Annotated in this window: 23 protein-coding genes; 17 read left to right on the top strand and 6 right to left on the bottom strand. The window is 47.8% G+C overall.

Annotated features, from left to right (window positions below; genetic code table 11):
• The first annotated feature begins 121 nt into the window (after window positions 1–121).
• Window positions 122–1,492, top strand: a complete 1,371-nt coding sequence (locus MHH76_RS17550; protein WP_003185101.1) for a S1C family serine protease — start codon at window positions 122–124, stop codon at window positions 1,490–1,492.
• Window positions 1,493–1,788: 296 nt separating this feature from the next.
• Here the strand turns inward: MHH76_RS17550 and MHH76_RS17545 are convergent, their stop codons facing one another.
• Entirely contained in the window at window positions 1,789–2,253 is a 465-nt protein-coding gene (locus MHH76_RS17545; protein WP_020452896.1) for a DNA starvation/stationary phase protection protein, read from the bottom strand.
• Between the two features lie 93 nt (window positions 2,254–2,346).
• Entirely contained in the window at window positions 2,347–3,189 is an 843-nt protein-coding gene (locus MHH76_RS17540) for an oxidoreductase (protein ID WP_023856223.1), read from the bottom strand.
• Between the two features lie 142 nt (window positions 3,190–3,331).
• Here MHH76_RS17540 and MHH76_RS17535 point away from each other — a divergent pair, with 142 nt between their 5' ends.
• The 3 genes from MHH76_RS17535 to MHH76_RS17525 all read left to right on the top strand — a co-directional run bounded on the left by MHH76_RS17535 (window position 3,332) and on the right by MHH76_RS17525 (window position 6,907).
• The gene (locus tag MHH76_RS17535) at window positions 3,332–4,486 is read left to right on the top strand and encodes a D-alanyl-D-alanine carboxypeptidase family protein (protein WP_025809845.1); all 1,155 of its coding nucleotides are present in this window, start codon (window positions 3,332–3,334) and stop codon (window positions 4,484–4,486) included.
• Between the two features lie 110 nt (window positions 4,487–4,596).
• A complete protein-coding gene (locus MHH76_RS17530) occupies window positions 4,597–6,381 on the top strand; it encodes a M3 family oligoendopeptidase (RefSeq protein ID WP_025809843.1) in 1,785 nt (594 codons plus the stop codon).
• A gap of 79 nt (window positions 6,382–6,460) precedes the next feature.
• A complete protein-coding gene (locus MHH76_RS17525) occupies window positions 6,461–6,907 on the top strand; it encodes a YusW family protein (protein WP_020452892.1) in 447 nt (148 codons plus the stop codon).
• Window positions 6,908–6,947: 40 nt separating this feature from the next.
• Here MHH76_RS17525 and MHH76_RS17520 read toward each other — a convergent pair whose 3' ends face one another.
• Window positions 6,948–7,925 carry an iron-siderophore ABC transporter substrate-binding protein gene (locus tag MHH76_RS17520; protein ID WP_020452891.1) on the bottom strand — a complete coding sequence of 326 codons (978 nt, stop codon included), beginning with the start codon at window positions 7,923–7,925 and terminating at the stop codon, window positions 6,948–6,950.
• Between the two features lie 152 nt (window positions 7,926–8,077).
• Between MHH76_RS17520 and MHH76_RS17515 the strand changes: the two genes are divergently transcribed.
• The 5 genes from MHH76_RS17515 to MHH76_RS17495 are packed head-to-tail and all read left to right on the top strand — an operon-like array spanning window position 8,078 to window position 11,952.
• Window positions 8,078–9,079 carry an iron ABC transporter permease gene (locus MHH76_RS17515; protein WP_020452890.1) on the top strand — a complete coding sequence of 334 codons (1,002 nt, stop codon included), beginning with the start codon at window positions 8,078–8,080 and terminating at the stop codon, window positions 9,077–9,079.
• Window positions 9,076–10,131, top strand: a complete 1,056-nt coding sequence (locus tag MHH76_RS17510; protein WP_020452889.1) for an iron ABC transporter permease — start codon at window positions 9,076–9,078, stop codon at window positions 10,129–10,131. The genes MHH76_RS17515 and MHH76_RS17510 overlap by 4 nt, the downstream gene beginning before the upstream one ends.
• A gap of 17 nt (window positions 10,132–10,148) precedes the next feature.
• Window positions 10,149–10,967 (top strand): ABC transporter ATP-binding protein, encoded by an 819-nt coding sequence (locus tag MHH76_RS17505; RefSeq protein ID WP_020452888.1) that lies wholly within the window; start codon window positions 10,149–10,151, stop codon window positions 10,965–10,967.
• A complete protein-coding gene (locus MHH76_RS17500) occupies window positions 10,960–11,700 on the top strand; it encodes an IucA/IucC family C-terminal-domain containing protein (RefSeq protein ID WP_023856222.1) in 741 nt (246 codons plus the stop codon). The genes MHH76_RS17505 and MHH76_RS17500 overlap by 8 nt, the downstream gene beginning before the upstream one ends.
• The gene (locus MHH76_RS17495) at window positions 11,701–11,952 is read left to right on the top strand and encodes a YusU family protein (RefSeq protein ID WP_020452886.1); all 252 of its coding nucleotides are present in this window, start codon (window positions 11,701–11,703) and stop codon (window positions 11,950–11,952) included.
• 29 nt (window positions 11,953–11,981) lie between these two features.
• Here the strand turns inward: MHH76_RS17495 and MHH76_RS17490 are convergent, their stop codons facing one another.
• From MHH76_RS17490 to MHH76_RS17480, 3 genes are all read right to left on the bottom strand, one after another.
• Window positions 11,982–12,323, bottom strand: coding sequence for a spore coat protein (locus tag MHH76_RS17490; protein ID WP_009329552.1), 342 nt, complete (start codon window positions 12,321–12,323; stop codon window positions 11,982–11,984).
• A 10-nt stretch (window positions 12,324–12,333) separates the two neighbouring features.
• Entirely contained in the window at window positions 12,334–12,585 is a 252-nt protein-coding gene (locus tag MHH76_RS17485; RefSeq protein ID WP_023856221.1) for a hypothetical protein, read from the bottom strand.
• Between the two features lie 76 nt (window positions 12,586–12,661).
• A complete protein-coding gene (locus tag MHH76_RS17480; protein WP_020452884.1) occupies window positions 12,662–12,823 on the bottom strand; it encodes a YuzL family protein in 162 nt (53 codons plus the stop codon).
• Between the two features lie 209 nt (window positions 12,824–13,032).
• On the opposite strand from MHH76_RS17480, the gene MHH76_RS17475 reads away from it, so the two are divergent.
• The 8 genes from MHH76_RS17475 (at window position 13,033) to MHH76_RS17440 (ending at window position 20,370) form a co-directional block, all read left to right on the top strand.
• A complete protein-coding gene (locus MHH76_RS17475) occupies window positions 13,033–15,423 on the top strand; it encodes a 3-hydroxyacyl-CoA dehydrogenase/enoyl-CoA hydratase family protein (RefSeq protein ID WP_025809840.1) in 2,391 nt (796 codons plus the stop codon).
• A gap of 12 nt (window positions 15,424–15,435) precedes the next feature.
• Entirely contained in the window at window positions 15,436–16,611 is a 1,176-nt protein-coding gene (locus MHH76_RS17470) for an acetyl-CoA C-acetyltransferase (protein WP_025809838.1), read from the top strand.
• 19 nt (window positions 16,612–16,630) lie between these two features.
• Window positions 16,631–18,415 carry an acyl-CoA dehydrogenase family protein gene (locus tag MHH76_RS17465; RefSeq protein ID WP_025809836.1) on the top strand — a complete coding sequence of 595 codons (1,785 nt, stop codon included), beginning with the start codon at window positions 16,631–16,633 and terminating at the stop codon, window positions 18,413–18,415.
• Between the two features lie 115 nt (window positions 18,416–18,530).
• A complete protein-coding gene (locus MHH76_RS17460; RefSeq protein WP_020452880.1) occupies window positions 18,531–18,887 on the top strand; it encodes an arsenate reductase family protein in 357 nt (118 codons plus the stop codon).
• A 61-nt stretch (window positions 18,888–18,948) separates the two neighbouring features.
• Window positions 18,949–19,332 (top strand): glycine cleavage system protein GcvH, encoded by a 384-nt coding sequence (gene gcvH / locus MHH76_RS17455; RefSeq protein WP_020452879.1) that lies wholly within the window; start codon window positions 18,949–18,951, stop codon window positions 19,330–19,332.
• Window positions 19,333–19,392: 60 nt separating this feature from the next.
• The gene (locus tag MHH76_RS17450) at window positions 19,393–19,629 is read left to right on the top strand and encodes a YusG family protein (RefSeq protein ID WP_020452878.1); all 237 of its coding nucleotides are present in this window, start codon (window positions 19,393–19,395) and stop codon (window positions 19,627–19,629) included.
• Between the two features lie 62 nt (window positions 19,630–19,691).
• Window positions 19,692–20,036: a toprim domain-containing protein gene (locus tag MHH76_RS17445; RefSeq protein ID WP_023856216.1), complete on the top strand. Its 345-nt coding sequence runs from the start codon at window positions 19,692–19,694 to the stop codon at window positions 20,034–20,036.
• 25 nt (window positions 20,037–20,061) lie between these two features.
• Window positions 20,062–20,370, top strand: a complete 309-nt coding sequence (locus MHH76_RS17440) for a thioredoxin family protein (protein WP_023856215.1) — start codon at window positions 20,062–20,064, stop codon at window positions 20,368–20,370.
• Window positions 20,371–20,444: the final 74 nt, after the last annotated feature.

Raw genomic sequence — 20,444 nt, 5'->3', positions numbered from 1 at the left:
CAGGGAAGAAAGGGAATGAAAACAGAGTGAACGATGGCCGGGTCTCTTTTTTTGTGGATGTTAAAGCTTTAATGCCATTTGCGATAGTTGAAGACAAGAAAAATAAAGGAAGTGTACGCTTATGGATTTTAGACGCGATGACGAACAAAAACATGCAAATGAAGAGCAGTTTCACGAAGAAGCGCAGACGCCGCAAACGGCAGGTTCTGAGGAGCAGCAGTCAGAACAGCCGGCAAAGGAGCCCGAGCTGATTTTAAAGAAGGATACAGACGATCAGTCAGATCTTACGAATAAAGAAACCGCTGCAGCCCTGGAAGATGCCAGGGAAACGAGAGCGGCAAAAGAAAAGCGGCGCAAGGCTTCGTGGCTGAGCCCGATTTTGGGCGGGATCATCGGAGGCGGCTTGGTGCTTGGAATCTCCCCGTATCTGCCGGGCGATCATCCGAGCGAAACTGCCGGAACCGGACAGACAGAGCCAAAGCAGTCGCAGAATTTCACCACAAAACCTGTCACAAACGCAGATAACGTACCTGATATGGTGGAAGATTTGGAGCCTGCGATCGTCGGAGTTTCAAATATTCAAACGAGCTTCGGCTTCTCTGAAGACGACGTGGAGGAGAGCGGCACGGGATCAGGCGTCATCTTTAAGAAAGACGGCGGCAAGGCCTACATTATCACAAACAACCATGTCGTTGAAGGCGCCTCGAAGGTGACCATCTCCTTATACAACGGAAAGACCGCGGATGCCAAGATTATCGGCAGCGACGCTTTGACTGATCTGGCTGTTTTAGAGATCAGCAGCAAAGGCGTTGATAAGGTTGCAAGTTTCGGAGACTCCGCAAAACTGCGCGCCGGCGAAAAAGTAATTGCGATCGGGAACCCTCTCGGCCTTCAATTTTCAAGAACGGTTACAGAAGGCATCATCAGCGGTGTCAACCGGACGATTGAAGTCTCAACATCTGAAGGGAATTGGGATATGAACGTCCTTCAGACAGATGCGGCGATCAACCCTGGAAACAGCGGCGGGCCTCTGATTAACAGCAGCGGGCAGGTCATCGGCATCAACAGCCTGAAGATCAGCCAAAGCGGTGTTGAATCGCTTGGCTTCGCGATTCCGAGCAACGATGTTCAGCCGATCGTTGACGAGCTTTTGGAAAAAGGGAAAGTGGAACGGCCTTTCCTCGGCGTGCAAATGATCGATATGCAGCAGGTGCCTGAACAGTACCAGCAAAATACGCTCGGCCTATTCGGAGACCAGCTTAATAAAGGCGTGTACATCGATAAAGTATCGCCGAAATCGCCTGCGGCAGACGCGGGTATGAAAGCCGGCGACGTCATCACCAAAATGAACGGCAAAAACGTCGAAACCACTTCAGATCTCAGAAAAATTCTTTATACTGAAGCAAAAGCAGGAGATACCGTCACATTTGAGGTGCTGAGAAACGGAAAGCAAACAACAATGAAAGCAAAGCTTGCGAAAAGCAAATCATAAATAAAAGCCATGGCGTCTGCCATGGCTTTCAGCGTGTCGCCAAACCCTCGCATTCGTTGTCAAGCCTGCGCGTCGGTGCTCACGAATAGAGGAAGGATCGGCGGCTAACCGCCTAGGCGTCCTGCCTAAACGCCGCCGTCATCACATCCTGTGAAAGTCAGCTTCCGATGCTCGGCTTTCCTAGACTGCAAGGGTTGAGGGTCACGCTGAAAGTATGACAAAATCCCAAAACGGCTTTTAGTTTTGGGATTTTGTCAACAATCTGAAGCCATGGCGTCTGCCATGGCTTTTTCATATTACTTGTCCAAAAATGAACTAAGCATCCAAATTTGCTTATCAATTTCCTCTGTCAGGGCGATATAAAGGTCAGCGGTAGAATGGTCTGATTTTTCTTCCGCCAGTTCTATGGTATGCTGAATTTCATCGCGGATTTGACGGTAATCGCTGACAAGTGCGGAAACCATTTCTTCGGCCGTTTTTTCGGATCCGTTTTCCTCGATTGTGCCGTGGTCAAGGTATTCTTTCATTGTGGCAAGCGGCTGTCCGCCGATGGCCAGCAAGCGTTCCGCGACCACATCTGCCGTTTCTGCGGCATGGTTGTAAAGCTCTTCGAATTTTTCATGAAGGGTAAAGAACTGCGGCCCTTTTACATACCAGTGAAAACGGTGAAGCTTCGTGTAGAGAATGAACCAGTTGGACAAATTCGTATTCATTGAGTTTTCAAGTACAGGATTTTGCTGTTTTAATTGTTGAGAGATCATGTGATATTTCCTCCTCGTGTTTTCATTTGTTAATTATATTATAACAAATATAATATTAAAATCAATACTAAATTATAATTATTTTAAATAACCTTATTTAAACAAATTTTTAATGACCGCGCGTTCCCAAATCCTCCATGGCAGGGCGCTGTGGAGGAGGATCATGAGGCGGACGCCCCTGCCGATCGGATAGCGCAGCCTGTTCAGCCGCTTTTTTACAGCGAGGCGGCAAATCAGTTCAGCCACATCATCAGGGTTTCCGTAATGTTGGCGGTTCGCCGCAATGTAGGCGGAGATTCGCTCAAAATATGTACTGTACCGTGATTTGGCTTCAGGTGCAGTGACCTGGGCGGCAAATGATGTCTCCCAAATCGCCGTCTGATACGATCCCGGCTGGACGACGGCCACATCGATTCCGAATGGGCGGAGTTCGAGGCGGAGGCTTTCTGAAAAGCCTTCAACCGCATGCTTTGATGAAGCATATGCCGAGAAAGCGGGGAAAGCGATCTGTCCGCTGATACTGCTCAGATTAATGATTTTGGCGCCGCTGTGTTTCTTCATATAAGGAAGGACCGCTTTCGTTACCGCCATCAGGCCGAAAACATTTGTCTCATACTGTTTTCTGTAGTCGTCAAGAGAAAGCTCTTCAGCAAATCCGCCGTATGCCGTTCCTGCATTATTGACGAGAACGTCTATCTGTCCGTACGGTTTCAGCTCTTCGGTAAATGTTGAAATCGATTGTTCGTTTGTGACATCTAGTTCAGTGACGGCAATCGATGAATCGATCGAAAGCTCCGCTATGCGGTTCCGTAAAGCTTCCGCTTTTTCGGGATGGCGCGCCGTTGCGATGACGAAATGAGTGCCGGCGAGTTTTAAAGCGGTCAATAAACCAAATCCGCTCGTCGCGCCTGTTACGATGGCGATTTTATTATTCAATGAGTTTCCTCCATTCAAAATTTTGGCTTGTTGACAAAAAAAGGCTTGTCAGCGGCAGTTTATCATTGATAAAATTTAAAAAGTGCTAAAAGACCTATTTTTTATAAAAAAACGCAAGATAGAAAGAAGGCAGGGTGACACGATGAATGTTAAACGATCCCTCCTGTTCATTATTGTACTATGTCTGACGCTGTTTTTTCATAGCTCGGCTCAAGCAGGAGAAAAAAACAAACCGGAAATTAAAAGTGTTTCCGCCATATTGATCGATGGGAAATCGGGGCAGGTTCTCTATGAAAAAAACAGCCGCAAAAAAATGTACCCGGCCAGCATTACAAAAATTGCCACGGCGATTTATGCAATAGAAAACGGAGATCTAGAAGATCGTGTGAAAGTCAGCAAAAATGCTGCTCAAACGGAAGGATCAAGCGTATATCTGGAAGCGGGGGAGTCGGTTCCATTAAAACGGCTGCTCCAAGGGCTGCTGATGAATTCGGGAAATGACGCCGGAACGGCGATCGCCGAACATGTCAGCGGAAGCGTGAAACAGTTTGCGGATGATTTGAACGCGTTTATTGCTGAGCATGCCGGAGTGCATGACACTCATTTTGTGAATCCTCACGGACTGTTTGACAAAAATCATTATACGACGTCCGCCGACATGGCGAGAATTACCGAGTACGCAATGAAAAACAAAACGTTTCGAGCGCTTTTTTCGGAAAAGCAAACGTCATGGCACGGACAGACGTGGGACACGACGCTGAAAAACCATCACCGAATGCTGACAGGTGAGATTCCTTACAAAGGAATAACCGGCGGCAAAACAGGATTTGTGGATGAATCAAAGCATACCCTTGTCACAACGGCAACACGGGGCAGCCTTAATTTAATCGCCGTCATCATGAAGGCCGATAGCAAGAAAATGATGTACAGCGATACAAAAACGCTTCTGGATGAAGGATTTCACAATTACGAGACACAAGAACTCAAAAAGGGAGAGGCGTTTACCGACCAGAACGGGACAAGCCATGAACTGAAAAACCCTTTATACGTGACGAAAAAGAAAGGCGAAGCCCTGAGTGAAAATGTAGACAGCGACGGAATTCTGAACATTAAAGGAGAGGACGGCAGGCTGCTTCAGACCCTGCAAATCGCAGAACCATTCAGCGCGGAAATATCAAGCGGCACAGATGCTGTTCAAGGCCCGCCGCAAAGTAAAGGCGGATTGTATTTATTTGTGTTCGGCCTAATCGGTTTATTGACGGCCAGCTATGCGGTCAAACGGATGAGGCAGCTGTAATATGATCAGGGAAGAGGCGTGCCGGCTCACAAGCCGGCCGTTTTTTATTTGCCCTGAAAAGCCAAATTTATCTTATAATGGAAACAAGCCAATGAAAGGGGACGGGAACAATGACATTTCATCAACTTAAAGATACGTGGGATCTCGAGGTTTTCTTTAAAGGCGGGAGCGGCTCCGTCGAGTTCCGTCAATATTTAAATGAAATTAAAGCGCTGCTTTCAACTTTTAAACGCTCTGCCGAGGCTCTTACCGTCTCAAAAAGCGGTCTTGATGAATTGAAGGAAACACTGGCGCTTTTTGAAACAATTGATGTTAAAATTCGCGAAGCAGACGCTTTTGTCGGATGTCTCCAAGCGCAGGACACCGCGGATTTAAAGGCGAATGCCCTTAATTTTGAGGTCACCCAGCTCGCTGCCGATGCTCAGAAGGCGCTGGTCGTGCTTGACAGCAAATTTGCCGTTGTCTCAAATGAAGAATGGGAAGCGATCCTTCAAGAAGAAGGCATTTCCAATATCTCTTATATTTTGAATGAGAGAAGGGAGCGGGTAACGGAAAAGCTTGGTTCCGAACAGGAAACATTGATTCAAGGTTTGTCTGTTGACGGATATCATGCTTGGGGTGATATGTACGACAGCATCGTCGACCAAATTCAAATCCCGTATGAAGAAGATGGCGAGACGAAAATTCTGTCTGTCGGACAGGCGCAGAACCTGACATCTAAACCTGACAGAAAGATCCGCCGCTCCGTATCGGAAAATTTGGACCACGGCTGGGAACAGCACGCTGATTTGCTCAGCAGCACGCTGAATCACCTCGCCGGTTTCAGACTGAACGTCTATGAGGCGAGAGGCTGGGACAATGTATTAAAAGAACCCCTGGACATCAATCGCATGAAGCAGGAAACCCTTGATGTCATGTGGCAGGTCATTATTGATCATAAAAAGCCGTTTGCAGACTATCTTTCCCGGAAGGCGTCTATCTTTGAGCTGGATAAACTGAGCTGGTATGACGTCGAAGCGCCGATCGGTTCAGCGGCAAAGGAATATTCGTATCAAGAGGCAGCCGCTTTTATTACCGGGCAGTTTAAAACGTTTGGAGAAAAGCTCTCCTCCTTTGCTGAAAAAGCGCTCAGAGACAGATGGGTTGAAGCTGAGGACAGGGGAGGCAAACGCCCGGGCGGCTTTTGCGCCAATTTTCCTGACAGCGGGGAATCGAGAATATTTATGACATTTGCAGGAAGCCAGTCAAACGTTTCCACGCTGGCGCATGAGCTTGGCCATGCCTTTCATCAGGAATCCATGCTGGACGTCAGACCGCTAAACAGGGCGTACGCGATGAACGTGGCGGAAACCGCGTCTACTTTTGCAGAAATGATCGTGGCTGATGCGGCATTAAAACAAGCCGGTTCAGACGAAGAAAAACTCGTCCTTCTGGAAGATAAAGTCCAGCGAAGCGTCGCCTTTTTTATGAACATTCACGCGAGGTTTCTATTTGAAACCCGCTTTTACGATGAACGAAAAAACGGCGTCGTATCCGCCGGAAGACTGAACGAGCTGATGGAAGAAGCTCAGAAAGAAGCGTTTTGCGGCGCGCTTGGCGAGTATCATCCGTATTTTTGGGCATCAAAGCTTCATTTTTATATTACGTCTGTCCCGTTCTACAATTTTCCTTATACGTTCGGCTACTTGTTTTCGCTTGGCATTTACGCGCAAGCGCTGAAAGAGGGGGCGGCGTTTGAAGAAAAATATATCGCGCTCTTAAAAGATACAGCCTCCATGTCTGTTGAGGAACTGGCGATGAAGCATCTCGGCGCCGATCTGACGAAGCGGGATTTCTGGGAAGCGGCCATTCAGCCGGCTGTCCGTGATGCAGAAGCATTGTTAGAGATGATATAAAGGCTTCCGCTGAGAGATTGAATGAGTTTCCGCAAAGTGGACATAGCTAAGGATAATGTGCATAGAGGAGATGAACGGTATGAACCTATTTCGGATGGCCGTTATCGCTCTCGTCATGATCCTGATGACCGGCTGCCGTTCAATAGCGGAAGAACATGCCGAAGGCAAGGAGGCCGTTCCCGATAACGCTCCTGTTTCAGATGTGGAAAGCGTGCCTTACGCTGCATTTGCATTGGAAGTGAACTATGGCCGTGGAAAGCACAATTCGTTTACAGCCGTATACGACAAACAGGAGCGGGAAGAAGCATCGATTAAAGACCACCTGAACGGAGCGGACCGCGAAGGGGAAGAAGCTTTAAACGAAATGAAAATGGTTTTAAGCGAGCTTTCGATCGCCAAATCCGATTCAAAGCAGGACGTGATCAGCAATGTGCTCGAGGCTTTCAATCTTGATGAGCGATATGACCTGTTTCATCTGCGGGTGAAATGGCCGGATGGTACGTCAAGAATCTATCACGGAAAATAAACAAAAGAGCATTTCCAACGGCGGAAATGCTCTTTTTTGCTTACGATTTTAAAAAGTATTTTTCGATGTCATCAAGGAACAGATACGCTGCTTTGACACCGCCGGCCGTCGTCCAGATCGCATCGTCGACTTCGTGGGCGTTTCCGGTTTTGACAGCGTTCAATTTTTTCCAAAGCGGATCGCTTGTCCAATCGTTTTGCCATGTTTCGGCCTCTGTTTTGCTTTCGGCAGGTTTATATGTGAAATAGAACAGGACATCCCCATCCATTTCAGGGATCGATTCTTTATTTTCCGTCATAAAAACAAATTTGTCGTCTTGTTTTTCAAACAGTTTTTCCTGTTTTTCCGGATACTTAAAACCGAGCTGATCCAAGATGATTCCCGGGAAAGAATCTTTATAGTAAATCCTTGATTGGCCGGCCATAAATCTGACAACCGACACCCGTTTCTTTTTCTGGTCGCCGAGCTTGTCGCTTAATTCGCTGACTTTTTTATCGAAATCTTCTAAAACTTCTTTGCCCTTTTCCTCTTTGTTTACCGCTTTCGCGTAGAGGGAGAAGTTGTCTTTCCATTCGCCGCGCAGCGTTTCAGAGAAGACAGTCGGAGCAATTTTTTCAAGCTTGTCGTAGATTTTTTCATGTCTCATTTTATTCCCGATGATTAAATCAGGCTTTAGCTCGGCTATCGCTTCGATATTCGGTTCGCCTTCGAGCCCGACTTGCTTAACGCCTTTCATATCGGCTTGAATATGCTTATACCAAGGATCGCCTGTCCAGGATTTGACTGCACCCACAGGTTTGATTCCGAGTTCCAAAAGCGCTTCGGTTCCTTCATTTGTCAGGACGACGACTCTTTTTGGGTCTGCAGGCACTCGTTCTTCCGTACCCATTGCGTGTTTAACGGTGATCGTATCTTTATTCTCTCCGCCCTTTGCAGAGTCATCCTTGCCTCCGCCGCAGGCTGCAAGAATTGAAATCGCTAACAAAGCGATAAATCCAACAATTGACCATCTCTTCATGTGTGTCCTCCTTAGGTATGTAAGTCATTCATCCTGATCATAATTTTTGATCAGAATTTTGTCAATTGTTAATTGAAAATGATTTTCAAGATCAATGTTATCTGATACAATAACCAGTAGATGTTTCAGTCAAACTAGGAGAATTTTAATTTATGCTCTTAAGAACGAATAAATATAGAACAATCGCACTACTGTCTTTTATTTTGGTGCTGGTTGCCGCCGTTTGCGCTAGTATCGTATACGGTTATACGAATACGTCATGGTCGATGGCCTACAAGGCTTTTACCGGCTTCAGCGGCTCTAATGAACATCTTGTCATCAAAAACGTGCGTTTGCCGCGCGCGCTGATTGCTGCAACTGTCGGCGCTTCCCTCGGAGTTGCCGGCGCTTTAATGCAGGCGATGACCAAAAACCCGCTTGCTTCCCCGGGAATTTTCGGCGTGAACGCGGGTGCCGGTTTCTTTGTTGTTGGAGCGCTGTTTTTCTATCACGTCAGTTCGCTTCAGACGATTGCATGGATCTCGTTTTTTGGTGCAGCGTTTGCCGCGCTTGTCGTCTATTTTGTCGGCTCCCTCGGAAGGGAAGGGCTGACGCCGGTCAAGCTGACGCTTGCAGGGGCGGCGATGTCAGCGCTGTTCTCATCATTAACGCAAGGCATGCTTTCCGTTAATGAAGCAGCTCTTGAGCAGGCGCTGTTTTGGCTTGCGGGCTCTGTCCAGGGGCGCGACCTCAGCCTCTTGGTCTCCGTCCTTCCATATATCGTGCCGGCATTCATCATCAGCTTTTTACTCGGGTCGAAAATCAATGTCTTAACGATGGGGGAGGAAGTGGCAAAAAGCCTCGGCCAGAAAACGTGGCTGATCAAAGCGTTGATGGCGGTTTCGATTATCCTGCTTGCCGGGGGATCTGTCGCCGTCGCCGGGCCGATCGGTTTTATCGGTATTGTTATCCCGCATTTTGCAAAATTTATCGTCGGCCACGACCATCGCTGGGTTCTTCCGTACTGTGCCGTGCTGGGAGCCATCCTGCTTGTAACCGCAGACATTGGCGCAAGGTACCTGATTATGCCTGAAGAAGTGCCTGTCGGCGTCATGACAGCCATCATTGGGACACCCATTTTTGTCTATATCGCGAGAAGGGGGTTCCAAAAATGAAAAATTACCGCACGCTGAGAATCGGAAAAGGCGGCATTTCATTGTTGATCGGCAGAAAAGCACTGTTTTCGTTCGTGATCCTATTGGTGTTGACGGCTTGTGCAGTCATCCTCAGCGCCGGCATCGGTGAACGTTTTATTTCTCCGGGCGCCGTCGCGAAAACGTTTTTGGGCATGGGGGATCCGGGCGATGACCTGATCATCATGTCCTTCAGGATGCCGCGGATTTTGGTCGCTCTGTTTGCCGGAATCTGTCTGGCGGCAGCCGGATCGATCCTTCAGGGTCTGATCCGCAATCCGCTCGCTTCGCCGGATATTATCGGTGTGACCGGCGGGGCTTCAGTCGCCGTTGTCTTGTTTTTAATGCTGTTTTCCAATAAAAACAATGCGCTTACGGTCAGCATCAGCTGGCTCCCGGTTGCCGCATTTATCGGCGCGGCTCTCGCCGGAATGCTCGTTTATTTTCTTTCATATAAAAACGGCTCTTCGACTTTCAGGCTCGTTTTGATCGGAATCGGATTTTCGATGCTTGCCCAGTCGCTGACGACATTGTTTATGATAAAAGGACCGATATACAGAATGTCTCAGGCGAACGTCTGGATTACCGGATCAGTATATGGATCGAACTGGCAGGATGTGAATATTTTAATGCCGGCTGCGCTTGTCCTTTTGCTGATATCCGCAGCCGCCGCCAGAAACGTCAACATTCAGACGCTTGGTGAAGAACTGGCGACAGGAGCGGGCAGCTCGGTTCAGCGGAACCGCTTTTTGCTCCTTCTGCTGAGCACGGCTTTTGCCGGAATTGCCGTTGCCTTTGCCGGAACCGTCGGATTTGTCGGTTTGATGGCCCCGCATATCGCAAGAAGGCTTGTCGGTTCATCATTCGGCGCCCTCTTGCCGGTTGCAGCGCTGATCGGAGGATTGCTTGTGCTGATTGCCGACATCATCGGACGCACGCTTTTTTCTCCCGTTGAAGTGCCTGCCGGTGTGTTTACTGCAGCGATCGGCGCCCCTTACTTTATCTACTTGCTGTATAAAAGCAGAAACCAATAAAAGGAGAGATTTCATTTATGAGTGCCATTTCAACAGAAACGTTAAGCTTAGGTTATGGAGAAACAATCATTATTGATGAGTTAAACTTAACGATCCCAAAAGGTGAAATCACCGTATTTATCGGCAGCAACGGCTGCGGTAAGTCGACTCTCCTTCGGTCTCTCGCACGTTTGATGAAGCCAAAGGGCGGTTCAGTGCTTCTCGAAGGCAGCTCCATCGCCAAACTTCCCACGAAAGAAGTGGCAAAGGAGCTGGCCATTCTGCCTCAAGGCCCTTCGGCTCCGGAAGGCCTGACCGTTCTCCAGCTCGTTAAGCAGGGGCGGTACCCTTACCAAAACTGGCTGAAGCAATGGTCGGCGGAAGATGAAGAGGCTGTGCAAAAGGCTTTGAAAGCGACAAGAATGGAAGAACTGGCCGAGCGCACAGTCGATTCCTTGTCAGGAGGCCAGCGGCAGCGCGCCTGGATCGCGATGACGCTCGCCCAGGAAACGGATATCATATTACTGGATGAACCGACGACATACTTGGATATGACGCATCAAATTGAAATTCTGGACCTTTTGTTTGAATTAAATGAACACGAAAAGCGCACGATCGTGATGGTGCTGCACGATTTGAACCTTGCCTGCCGCTACGCTCACCACCTCGTCGCGATTAAAGATAAAAAGATATATGCCGAAGGCCGGCCTGAATCCATTATCAACTGCAAGCTTGTGCAGGACGTTTTTGAAATGGACTGCGAAGTGACGAAAGATCCGCTTTTCGGCACGCCGCACTGCATTCCGTACGGAAGAGGAAGATGCATCGTCCAGCAGGTGGTTCAGTCCCATGCTTAATTTAACAAAAGAGGAGCTTGAGTCATTGCTTCGTTTTCGCCTTGGAACGAAGCAGACCGGCTCCTTATTCTCTGTTAAAGGAAACAAGCTCCTTGATGAGGATTTTTTAGAACGTTATGTAGAAGATATTAAAGACAGGCTGAACGCTCCGAATCAAAAAGTTGCGGCTTCAATGCTCGTCAAGCGCAGCGGGATGCTGGCTGCGCTGCATTTCTATCTGTTTACGGTTTGGGGAAAGCGCTTGCCAACCGCTCCTGCTTCCGTGTCATGGGAGATAGAAGCTGATGATCGAGGGTGGACGCCGTCGTTTTATTTTCACAAAGGTGCTGAGCTTATCGAAGCGGATCGCACCGAAGAACTGAAAAGATTGACTGAGGATATCTTCAGGTGCCACCTTGGCGGCCTGATCGCGGCCTGTCGGCGGGTATTTTCGATTTCAAAGCATATTCTTTGGGAAAATATTGCCGTTTATCTGTATTGGATGTATGACACGCTTCTGGAAGATCCGAAACTCAAGGCGCGGGCGGCGCAAGATTTTCATTTTCTTCTTTATGAAGCTGAGCCCGGTCTTTTTGAAGAAGGGGCGGACGAAAACCCTCTCAAAAGGTTTTATCCCGGACAGCATGCGGAGGACCGGACACGCACGACTTGCTGTCTGTATTATGCAACAGACAAAAACGGTGTCAAATGCAGGACATGCCCGAGAAATAAACGTAAAGAAAGGGTGTCGTGAGTGGAAAAACTAAAGGAGCAGCTGGATGGACTTGTTGAGAAATATACGGAGCTGCTTTTAGGCGAAACGGACGAAGAACTGAAAGAACAGGTGAAGATGTGGATCATCTACAGCCATATCGCCAAAAGCATGCCGCCCCTCGCCAAGCATTGGAACGGAGCTTATCCCGATGCGAAGCAGGAGATAAAAGAAGTAATCCGTCAAATTAAAGAACGAAATGAAGCGCACCGAGCGGCTAATCAAAAAAAATAAGCAGGGAGACTCCTCTGCTTATTTTTTGTTTATTGGTTTTGCTGATATGGCGACTGGTCTTGCAATGTAGAATGGAACTGCTGATAAGACTGCTGGATTTTCTGGGCATCTTCTGCCTCCACCTTGTACCATCCGTTTTGAAACATCACCTGGTACAATCTGCGCTGTACGTTTTGCGCCTCGTTAAACAGCGGCTGAACGGCTTGGTAAAGCGACTCATGGCTTAATTCATTAAGCGCTGTCGAGTATGCTGCCGTCATGTATTTTTCGGTTGTCAGCAGTTCGTTGACAAAATCCCTGTCATTCATCGCGCTCGTTTTCGGGACAGGAGTTTCCTGATTGCCGATTTTCTGTTGGTTTTGCTGATTCATCATTAACCTCCTATTGCATGTATGCTGACGGGTTTTGCGTTTGATTTTGTCGAAGCTGCTCCAATATCACATTGTAATGGTGATGGTGCATTTGTCCGACCCTGTCGAGTTCTGTTTTAAGAGACTGATCCTGGCACTGGTCCGCCATAAAATGCGCTTTTTTCATTGCGAGCAAGTTCCAGTTCAGCATATCCTGCAAATACAGATGATCCTTTGTTGAAATGACTGGCGGCGGTGTTGTCATTCCTTGCTGTTGCTGCATGAGTCTGCCTCCTTTTAGCGTTTATTTTTAGATTTCCTAACACAGCGGAAATTTATACCGGATGCTTAAAGGGGGCTTAGTGATCTTCAGGAACATCCATATTATGCTTTTTATATTGCTGGTTTTGGCTTGTCCGTTTTCCGCCCGCATCCGCCTTTTTATAATCCGGACCTGCATTACCTTTTATGCTTGCGGCGCTGACTGCGGCTGAAGATGGATTTTTTCTTTCACGTACCAAGGCCTTCACCTCCCTCTCTATTGGTTTGTCCCAAAAGCGGGGAAACATGTAACCGCGGCAAAATAATACCCGCTGAAAAAATTTCAGAAATTTTGCACCAAGTTATTGAACTCGCTTCCAAAATCTTTTAAGATGAAAGAAGACAGGAGAGTTTATTTTTTTGGAGCAAAAATGAATGAGTATTCATTCAAAGTAGGGGAGGATCTTTCATGGTCAAGCATATTCGTAAAGCCGCCGTTATCGGTTCCGGTGTAATGGGTTCCGGAATCGCGGCTCACTTAGCCAATATCGGGATTCCTGTGTTACTGCTCGATATGGTGCCGCGTGAATTAACAGATGAGGAAAGAAAAAAAGGCCGCACCCTTGAAGACCCGGATGTGCGCAACCGGCTGGCACAGTCAGCCGTACAAAAGCTGCTAAAGCAAAAACCGGCTCCGCTGACATCGAAGAAGAATATCAGCCGTATCAGCACAGGGAACATGGAAGACGATTTTGAAAAAATTAAAGATGCCGACTGGATTATTGAAGTGGTTGTCGAAAACCTGGAGATCAAGAAGCAAGTGTTTTCAAAGGTCGATCAATACAGAAAACACGGAAGCATCGTCAGCAGCAATACATCAGGCATCTCCGTCAGGCAGATGGCGGAGGGAAGGTCCGCTGATTTTAAAAAGCACTTTTTAGGAACGCACTTTTTTAACCCGGCCCGCTATTTAAAGCTGCTTGAGGTGATTCCGATTGATGAAACGGATCCCGGAGTGCTGGATTTTATGAAGAAATTCGGCGAAGACGTCCTTGGCAAAGGGGTTGTTGAAGCGAAAGACACGCCAAACTTTATCGCCAACCGCATCGGAACCTACGGCTTGCTTGTGGCGGTTCAGGAAATGCTGAAAGGCGGCTACACGATAGGCGAAGTCGATTCGATTACAGGCCCGCTGATCGGACGCCCGAAAAGCGCAACTTTCAGAACGCTAGATGTCGTCGGGCTTGATACATTTTCGCACGTTGCCAAAAATGTCTATAACCAAGTCACTGGCGAAGAAAAAAACGTTTTCCGGCTGCCTGAATTTATTGAACAAATGCTCGAAAAAGGCTGGATCGGAAGCAAAGCGAAACAAGGTTTTTACAAAAAAGAAGGAAAAGACATCCTTGAGCTCGATCCGATGACGATGACCTACAGCAAACGCCAACCATTAAAAACATCGGGACTTGAAGCGGCCAAGCAAATGAAAGGCGCAGGAGCGAGATTGAAAGCGCTTATTTATTCAGATGACAGAGCGGGAAGCCTTCTTTGGAACATGACAGCTCCGACGCTTGTCTATTCGGCTGAGCTGACAGGGGAAATCGCTGACAGCATAACGGCGATTGATCAGGCGATGAAATGGGGGTTCGGCTGGTCGGAAGGTCCGTTTGAAATGTGGGACAGCATCGGTGTGAAAAACGCGGTGCAAAAGCTTGAAGCAGAGGGCTGGAAAGTCGCGGACTGGGTGAAGGAAATGCTCGCAAAAGGACATGAGACCTTCTACCTTAGAGAAAACGGAAAGACGTTCTGCTACTGTTTTGAAAGCGGCGAATACAGGGCGCTTCAAGAAAACAAGAGAACGATCCATTTGTCGTCACTCAAAGAAACAAAAGGCGTCATCAAGAAAAACAGCGGGGCAAGTTTGATCGATTTAGGCGATGATGTCGCACTGCTCGAATTTCATTCGAAAAGCAATGCAATCGGCCTCGACATCATCCAAATGCTCAAATTCGCTCTTGAGGAAGTAGATGCCAATTATAAAGGACTTGTGATCGGCAATCAGGGCAAAAATTTCTGCGTCGGAGCCAATCTTGCGATGATGCTGATGGAAGCCCAAGACGACAACTATATGGAAATTGACATGATCATCCGTCAGTTCCAGGAGACGATGATGAAAGTGAAATACAGTACCAAGCCGGTCGTCGCTGCTCCGTTCGGGATGACGCTTGGCGGGGGGACTGAGCTTTGTCTGCCTGCAGCCCGTGTTCAAGCTTCAAGTGAATCATACATGGGCCTCGTTGAAACAGGCGTCGGCCTGATTCCGGGCGGCGGAGGCAATAAAGAGCTTTATTTAAACTACTTGAAGGGGCTGCCTGAAGGCGTTAAACCGGATATCCAGGAGGCCGCCATCAAAACGTTTGAGACAATTGCTCTTGCAAAAACGTCGACTTCGGCTCAAGAAGCGAAAGAGCTGAACATCTTAACCGCAGAGGATCAAATCAGCATCAACCAGGATCACTTGTTATACGATGCTAAGAAACTCGTCCTGACACTTTCCGAAAGCGGCTACCGTCCGCCGGTGAAAAAGAAAGTTCCGGTGACAGGCGAAACCGGCTATGCGGCGCTCCTGCTCGGTGCGGAATCGTTAAAGCTGTCCGGCGCCATCTCTGAACACGACATGAAGATAGCGAAAAAGCTGGCGTTTGTCATCGCGGGCGGGAGGGTTCCGTTCGGCGCTGAAGTAACGGAAGAATACTTGCTCAATTTGGAAAGAGAAGCTTTCCTGAGCCTTGTGAGCGAACCGAAAACGCAGGCGAGAATGCAGCATATGCTTGTAAAAGGCAAACCTTTGCGTAATTAAGGAGGGAAAATAATGAAAGAGGCAGTTATTGTATCGGGAGCGAGAACCCCGATCGGAAAAGCAAAAAAAGGCTCATTGAGGACTGTCCGTCCCGATGATTTAGGCGCATATGCAGTGAGAGAGACGTTGAAAAGAGCTGGTGGTTATGAAGGGAATATCGATGATTTAATCATCGGCTGCGCTACGCCGGAAGCCGAACAAGGGTTGAATATGGCGCGCAATATCGGCGCGCTTGCCGGGCTGCCGCACACAGTTCCGGCCGTTACAATCAACAGATATTGTTCTTCAGGACTTCAATCGATCGCTTACGGGGCCGAAAAAATCATGCTTGGAGCTGCCGACACGGTCATTGCCGGCGGCGCTGAATCGATGAGCATCGTGCCGATGATGGGACATATCGTCAGACCGAACGCGGCGCTCGCGGAAACAGCTCCTGAATATTATATGGGAATGGGCCATACGGCTGAACAGGTTGCCGTTAAATACGGCGTTTCCAGGGATGATCAGGATGCATTTGCCGTCAGCAGCCATCAAAAAGCAGCCAAAGCGATCGCGGAAGGAAAGTTCGAAGATGAAATCGTCCCGGTGGACGTCACCGTCAGAGAAGTGGATGACCATCACAAGCTGAAGGAGCGGACGTTTACTTTCTCTGCCGATGAAGGTGTGCGCCCGGGGACAACGAAAGACGTTCTGTCAACGTTAAAACCGGCGTTTTCGGCGGACGGTTCTGTTACGGCAGGGAATTCATCGCAGACGAGCGACGGGGCGGCCGCAGTGATGATCATGGACAGAGAAAAAGCGGATGCGCTTGGGTTAAAGCCCCTCGCAAGGTTCCGTTCGTTCGCAGTCGGCGGCGTTCCGCCGGAGGTGATGGGCATCGGTCCTGTTGAAGCTGTTCCAAGGGCGCTGAAGATGGCAGGACTTGAGCTCTCTGATATCGGTTTATTCGAATTAAATGAAGCGTTTGCATCACAAGCGATCCAGGTGATCAGGTCGCTTGGCATCGATGAAGAAAAAGTCAATGTCAACGGTGGAGCGATTGCGCTCGGACATCCGCTCGGCTGCACGGGCACAAAGCTCACGCTGACATTGATCCACGAAATGCGGCGGAGAAGCGAGCAATTCGGCGTTGTAACAATGTGTATCGGCGGAGGTATGGGAGCAGCAGGGGTATTCGAATTAGTTTAATCACAAGGGGGATGGAACAATGGAACAAACAAAAGACCATATGAAAAAAGGCGGAGCCTTTCTGATCGAAGAGGTGACGGCTGATCAGCTGTTTACACCGGAAGATTTCACAGATGAACATAAAATGATCGCCAAAACGACTGAAGATTATATTCTCGGAGATGTTTTGCCATACATCGACGAAATTGAAGAGCACAATTTCGATCACTCTGTCAGGCTCCTGAAAAAAGCTGGAGAACTCGGGCTTCTCGGTGCTGACGTTCCTGAAGAGTATGGCGGACTCGGGCTCGATAAAATCAGCTCGGCGCTGATTACCGAAAAATTCTCAAGAGCGGGAAGCTTTTCATTATCGTACGGGGCGCACGTCGGGATCGGCACGCTTCCGATCGTATTTTTCGGAACCGAGGAGCAAAAGAAAAAGTATCTGCCGTCCCTTGCAACAGGGGAAAAATTTGCAGCCTATGCCTTAACAGAGCCTGGCTCCGGATCTGATGCATTAGGGGCAAAAACAACGGCCGTTTTGAATGAGGCGGGAACCCACTATATATTAAACGGTGAAAAGCAATGGATTACAAACTCAGCTTTTGCCGATGTTTTCATCGTCTACGCGAAAATAGACGGCGAACATTTTTCGGCCTTCATTGTGGAAAAAGATTACGCAGGTGTTTCCACAGGGCCTGAAGAGAAAAAAATGGGCATCAAAGGCTCTTCGACCCGTACGCTCATCTTAGACCAGGTTCAAGTTCCGAAAGAAAACCTTTTAGGCGAACCGGGAAAAGGGCATGTCATCGCCTTCAATATTTTAAATATCGGCCGCTATAAGCTTGCTGTCGGGACAATCGGCGCTTCCAAACGGGTCATCGAGCTGTCCGCTTCATACGCCAATCAGCGCCAGCAATTTAAGACGCCGATTTCAAAGTTCAGCTTAATCGGGGAAAAAATCGCCACTATGTCAGCCAGACTTTATGCGATGGAAAGCTCTGTTTATCGTACGGTCGGGCTGTTTGAAGACAAAATGGGCACCTTGAGCGAAGAAGAGCAAAAAGACGGGCGCCAGGTCGCGAAATCGATCGCTGAATATGCAATCGAATGCTCCCTTAACAAAGTATTTGGATCTGAAACGCTTGATTATATCGTTGATGAAGGCGTCCAAATCCACGGCGGTTACGGATTCATGCAGGAATACGAAGTGGAGCGGGCTTACCGCGATTCACGGATCAACCGGATTTTTGAAGGCACAAATGAAATCAACCGTCTCATCGTCCCGGGCACATACTTGAAAAAAGCGATGAAAGGCGAGCTTCCTCTGTTTGAGAAAGCGAAGGCGCTTCAGGAAGAACTGATGATGCTCATGCCTGAAGAACCAGGTGACGGCGTTTTGGAACAGGAAAAGTATCTGCTGAGAAACGCCAAAAAAATCGCGCTCATGATCGCGGGACTCGCCGCGCAAAAATATGGAAAAGCGCTCGACCAGGAGCAGGAAATCCTCGTGAATATCGCCGACATTGTCAGCCAGGTCTACGCCATGGAAGCAGCTATTTTGCGTACAGAAAAAGCCATCCAGGCAACCGGGGAAGACAAAAACGCCCAGAAAATTCTTTATACGCAGATTTTTGCACAAGTTGCCTTTCAGGAAATTGAAAGCCATGCCAAGGAATCGCTCATTGCGATGGAATCAGGTGATTCGCTGCGGATGATGCTGTCCGCGCTCCGCAAATTGACGCGCTTTACGCCTGTCAATGTCATTGAGAAAAAGCGCCAGGCAGCCAAGGGAGTCTTTGAAGCTGAGAAATATATCGTTTAAACGAAAAGCCCTGCTTAGGCGGGGTTTTTAGCTGTTATAGAATGGAGCACGGTTTTAGGTTTTTCATTCGATCTGTGTTAAAATTACCTCGATTAAATGAGAGGGGTGTGTATGTATGGCTTTGGATTTTTACTGGTATCCGAAATGCGGGACATGCCGTAAAGCGAAAAAATGGCTTGAAGACCATGGCAAAGAAATCAATGGGATACATATCGCAGAAGAGCCGCCAAGCAAGGAAAAACTGAAAGAGCTCTACGAGAAAAGCGGGCTTGAATTGAAGAAGTTTTTCAACACGAGCGGACAAAAATACCGTGAACTCGGCTTAAAAGACAAGCTGCAAAACATGTCTGAAGATGAGCAGCTGGAACTGCTGGCTTCGGACGGTATGCTGATCAAACGCCCGATTGCGACAGACGGCAGTAAAGTAACGGTCGGTTTTAAAGAAGATCAGTTTAAGACATACTGGTTATAACCCATCAAAATATGATATCTTCAATGTAGGATCGATTAAAACACTTTATGGAGGGGTTAGCATGAGCACACCGAAAGAGTTGCGTTATTCAGAAGAACACGAATGGGTGAAAACAGAAGGAGATAAAGTCAGAATCGGCATTACAGACTTCGCCCAATCCGAACTTGGAGACATCGTATTTGTCGAGCTTCCTGAAGTGGGAGACGAAATCAAAGCGGACGAGCCTTTTGGCAGCGTTGAATCCGTAAAGACCGTTTCTGAGCTGTATGCCCCGATCAACGGAAAAGTGGTCGAAGTGAACGAAGATCTGGAAGACAGCCCTGAATTCGTCAACGAGTCTCCGTATGAAAAGGCTTGGATGATTATCGTCGAGCCGTCCGATGCTTCTGAAATCGAAAATCTGATGACAGCCGAGCAATATGAGGACATGATAAAAGAAGACTAAGGATTATTCAGGATAGCCATGTGTCGTTTGGATACTCTATATCAAGAGGGGGTGTCCAAATTGACGCTGAAAAAAGAACGTATTGATATTACAGAACATGTGGAAAGCCGATTAAAAAACGGCGGAATGCAGCTGTACCATGAGAATGAGCTGATCGGCCGAATGACCGGGAAGGATCAATACGAGTTGAAATCTGGATATTCATTCCAAGATGAGAGATTTTACAAAACGGCGGATACCGTAAGCGGTCCGGATGCTAAATATGTAGACTGTGATGACCACCAAGGCTGGTGTTAATCAAATCAGGCGGTGAATATTCACTGCCTTTTTTTACAAGTAAATCTTTAAAGGTGATCCATATGCCGGAAAATGAAAAAGTCATGATCGTCGAAGGGAAATCAGATAAGCAAAAAGTGAAGCATGTCATCGAAGAGCCCGTGGATATTATTTGCACAAACGGAACGATCAGCCAGGCAAAACTCGATGAATTCGCCGAAACGCTGTTTGATAAAGACGTTTATATCCTGGTGGATGCCGATGAATCAGGGGAAAAGCTCCGCCGGCAGCTGACGAGGGAGCTCCCCCAAGCTTCGCATCTATACATCGATAGGGTATACAAAGAAGTCGCTTCCGCCCCGAGTCAGCATGTTGCAGAAGTATTAATTCGTTCAAACATCCGGGTACATACAAAATATTTATTATAAAACGTATTGAGGTGCGGTTCAACAGATGCAAGAACTCCAAGAAAAAGAGCTAAAACGGCTTGAACATGAGACCTGTCTTCTATATGTATACACGCCGTTCTGCGGAACGTGTCAGCTGGCCGGAAGAATGCTGGAAGTCGTTGATGAAATGATAAAGGACATTCCTTTTTATAAAAACAATCTCAATTATTCCCCGGCATTTGCCAAGCAGCAGGAAATAGAAAGCGTTCCATGCTTTATCCTTTACAAAAACGGGGAAGTCGTCAAAAAAGAATACGCTTTTCACTCCGTTTCCTACTTATACGATACGATTAAACAAAATGTTGTGGATTAAGGGCGGTTTTGACATATTTCTCGGGAAATAACCAGCAAAAACTTGTCGAGCAATTCCTAAAGGAACTCCTGCGG

It is taken from the genome of Bacillus sp. FSL L8-0193, assembly GCF_037976065.1.
Taxonomy (GTDB): domain Bacteria; phylum Bacillota; class Bacilli; order Bacillales; family Bacillaceae; genus Bacillus; species Bacillus paralicheniformis.
This window is presented reverse-complemented; position numbering and strand designations above follow the sequence as displayed.

Excerpts from the sequence above, each read along its gene's own strand:
- MHH76_RS17550 (WP_003185101.1), top strand. The coding sequence starts at position 122 with ATGGATTTTAGACGCGATGACGAACAAAAACATGCAAATGAAGAGCAG.
- MHH76_RS17545 (WP_020452896.1), bottom strand. The coding sequence starts at position 2,253 with ATGATCTCTCAACAATTAAAACAGCAAAATCCTGTACTTGAAAACTCA.
- MHH76_RS17535 (WP_025809845.1), top strand. The coding sequence starts at position 3,332 with ATGAATGTTAAACGATCCCTCCTGTTCATTATTGTACTATGTCTGACG.
- MHH76_RS17530 (WP_025809843.1), top strand. The coding sequence starts at position 4,597 with ATGACATTTCATCAACTTAAAGATACGTGGGATCTCGAGGTTTTCTTT.
- MHH76_RS17525 (WP_020452892.1), top strand. The coding sequence starts at position 6,461 with ATGAACCTATTTCGGATGGCCGTTATCGCTCTCGTCATGATCCTGATG.
- MHH76_RS17520 (WP_020452891.1), bottom strand. The coding sequence starts at position 7,925 with ATGAAGAGATGGTCAATTGTTGGATTTATCGCTTTGTTAGCGATTTCA.
- MHH76_RS17515 (WP_020452890.1), top strand. The coding sequence starts at position 8,078 with ATGCTCTTAAGAACGAATAAATATAGAACAATCGCACTACTGTCTTTT.
- MHH76_RS17510 (WP_020452889.1), top strand. The coding sequence starts at position 9,076 with ATGAAAAATTACCGCACGCTGAGAATCGGAAAAGGCGGCATTTCATTG.
- MHH76_RS17505 (WP_020452888.1), top strand. The coding sequence starts at position 10,149 with ATGAGTGCCATTTCAACAGAAACGTTAAGCTTAGGTTATGGAGAAACA.
- MHH76_RS17500 (WP_023856222.1), top strand. The coding sequence starts at position 10,960 with ATGCTTAATTTAACAAAAGAGGAGCTTGAGTCATTGCTTCGTTTTCGC.
- MHH76_RS17490 (WP_009329552.1), bottom strand. The coding sequence starts at position 12,323 with ATGAATCAGCAAAACCAACAGAAAATCGGCAATCAGGAAACTCCTGTC.
- MHH76_RS17485 (WP_023856221.1), bottom strand. The coding sequence starts at position 12,585 with ATGCAGCAACAGCAAGGAATGACAACACCGCCGCCAGTCATTTCAACA.
- MHH76_RS17475 (WP_025809840.1), top strand. The coding sequence starts at position 13,033 with ATGGTCAAGCATATTCGTAAAGCCGCCGTTATCGGTTCCGGTGTAATG.
- MHH76_RS17470 (WP_025809838.1), top strand. The coding sequence starts at position 15,436 with ATGAAAGAGGCAGTTATTGTATCGGGAGCGAGAACCCCGATCGGAAAA.
- MHH76_RS17465 (WP_025809836.1), top strand. The coding sequence starts at position 16,631 with ATGGAACAAACAAAAGACCATATGAAAAAAGGCGGAGCCTTTCTGATC.
- MHH76_RS17460 (WP_020452880.1), top strand. The coding sequence starts at position 18,531 with ATGGCTTTGGATTTTTACTGGTATCCGAAATGCGGGACATGCCGTAAA.
- gcvH (WP_020452879.1), top strand. The coding sequence starts at position 18,949 with ATGAGCACACCGAAAGAGTTGCGTTATTCAGAAGAACACGAATGGGTG.
- MHH76_RS17445 (WP_023856216.1), top strand. The coding sequence starts at position 19,692 with ATGCCGGAAAATGAAAAAGTCATGATCGTCGAAGGGAAATCAGATAAG.
- MHH76_RS17440 (WP_023856215.1), top strand. The coding sequence starts at position 20,062 with ATGCAAGAACTCCAAGAAAAAGAGCTAAAACGGCTTGAACATGAGACC.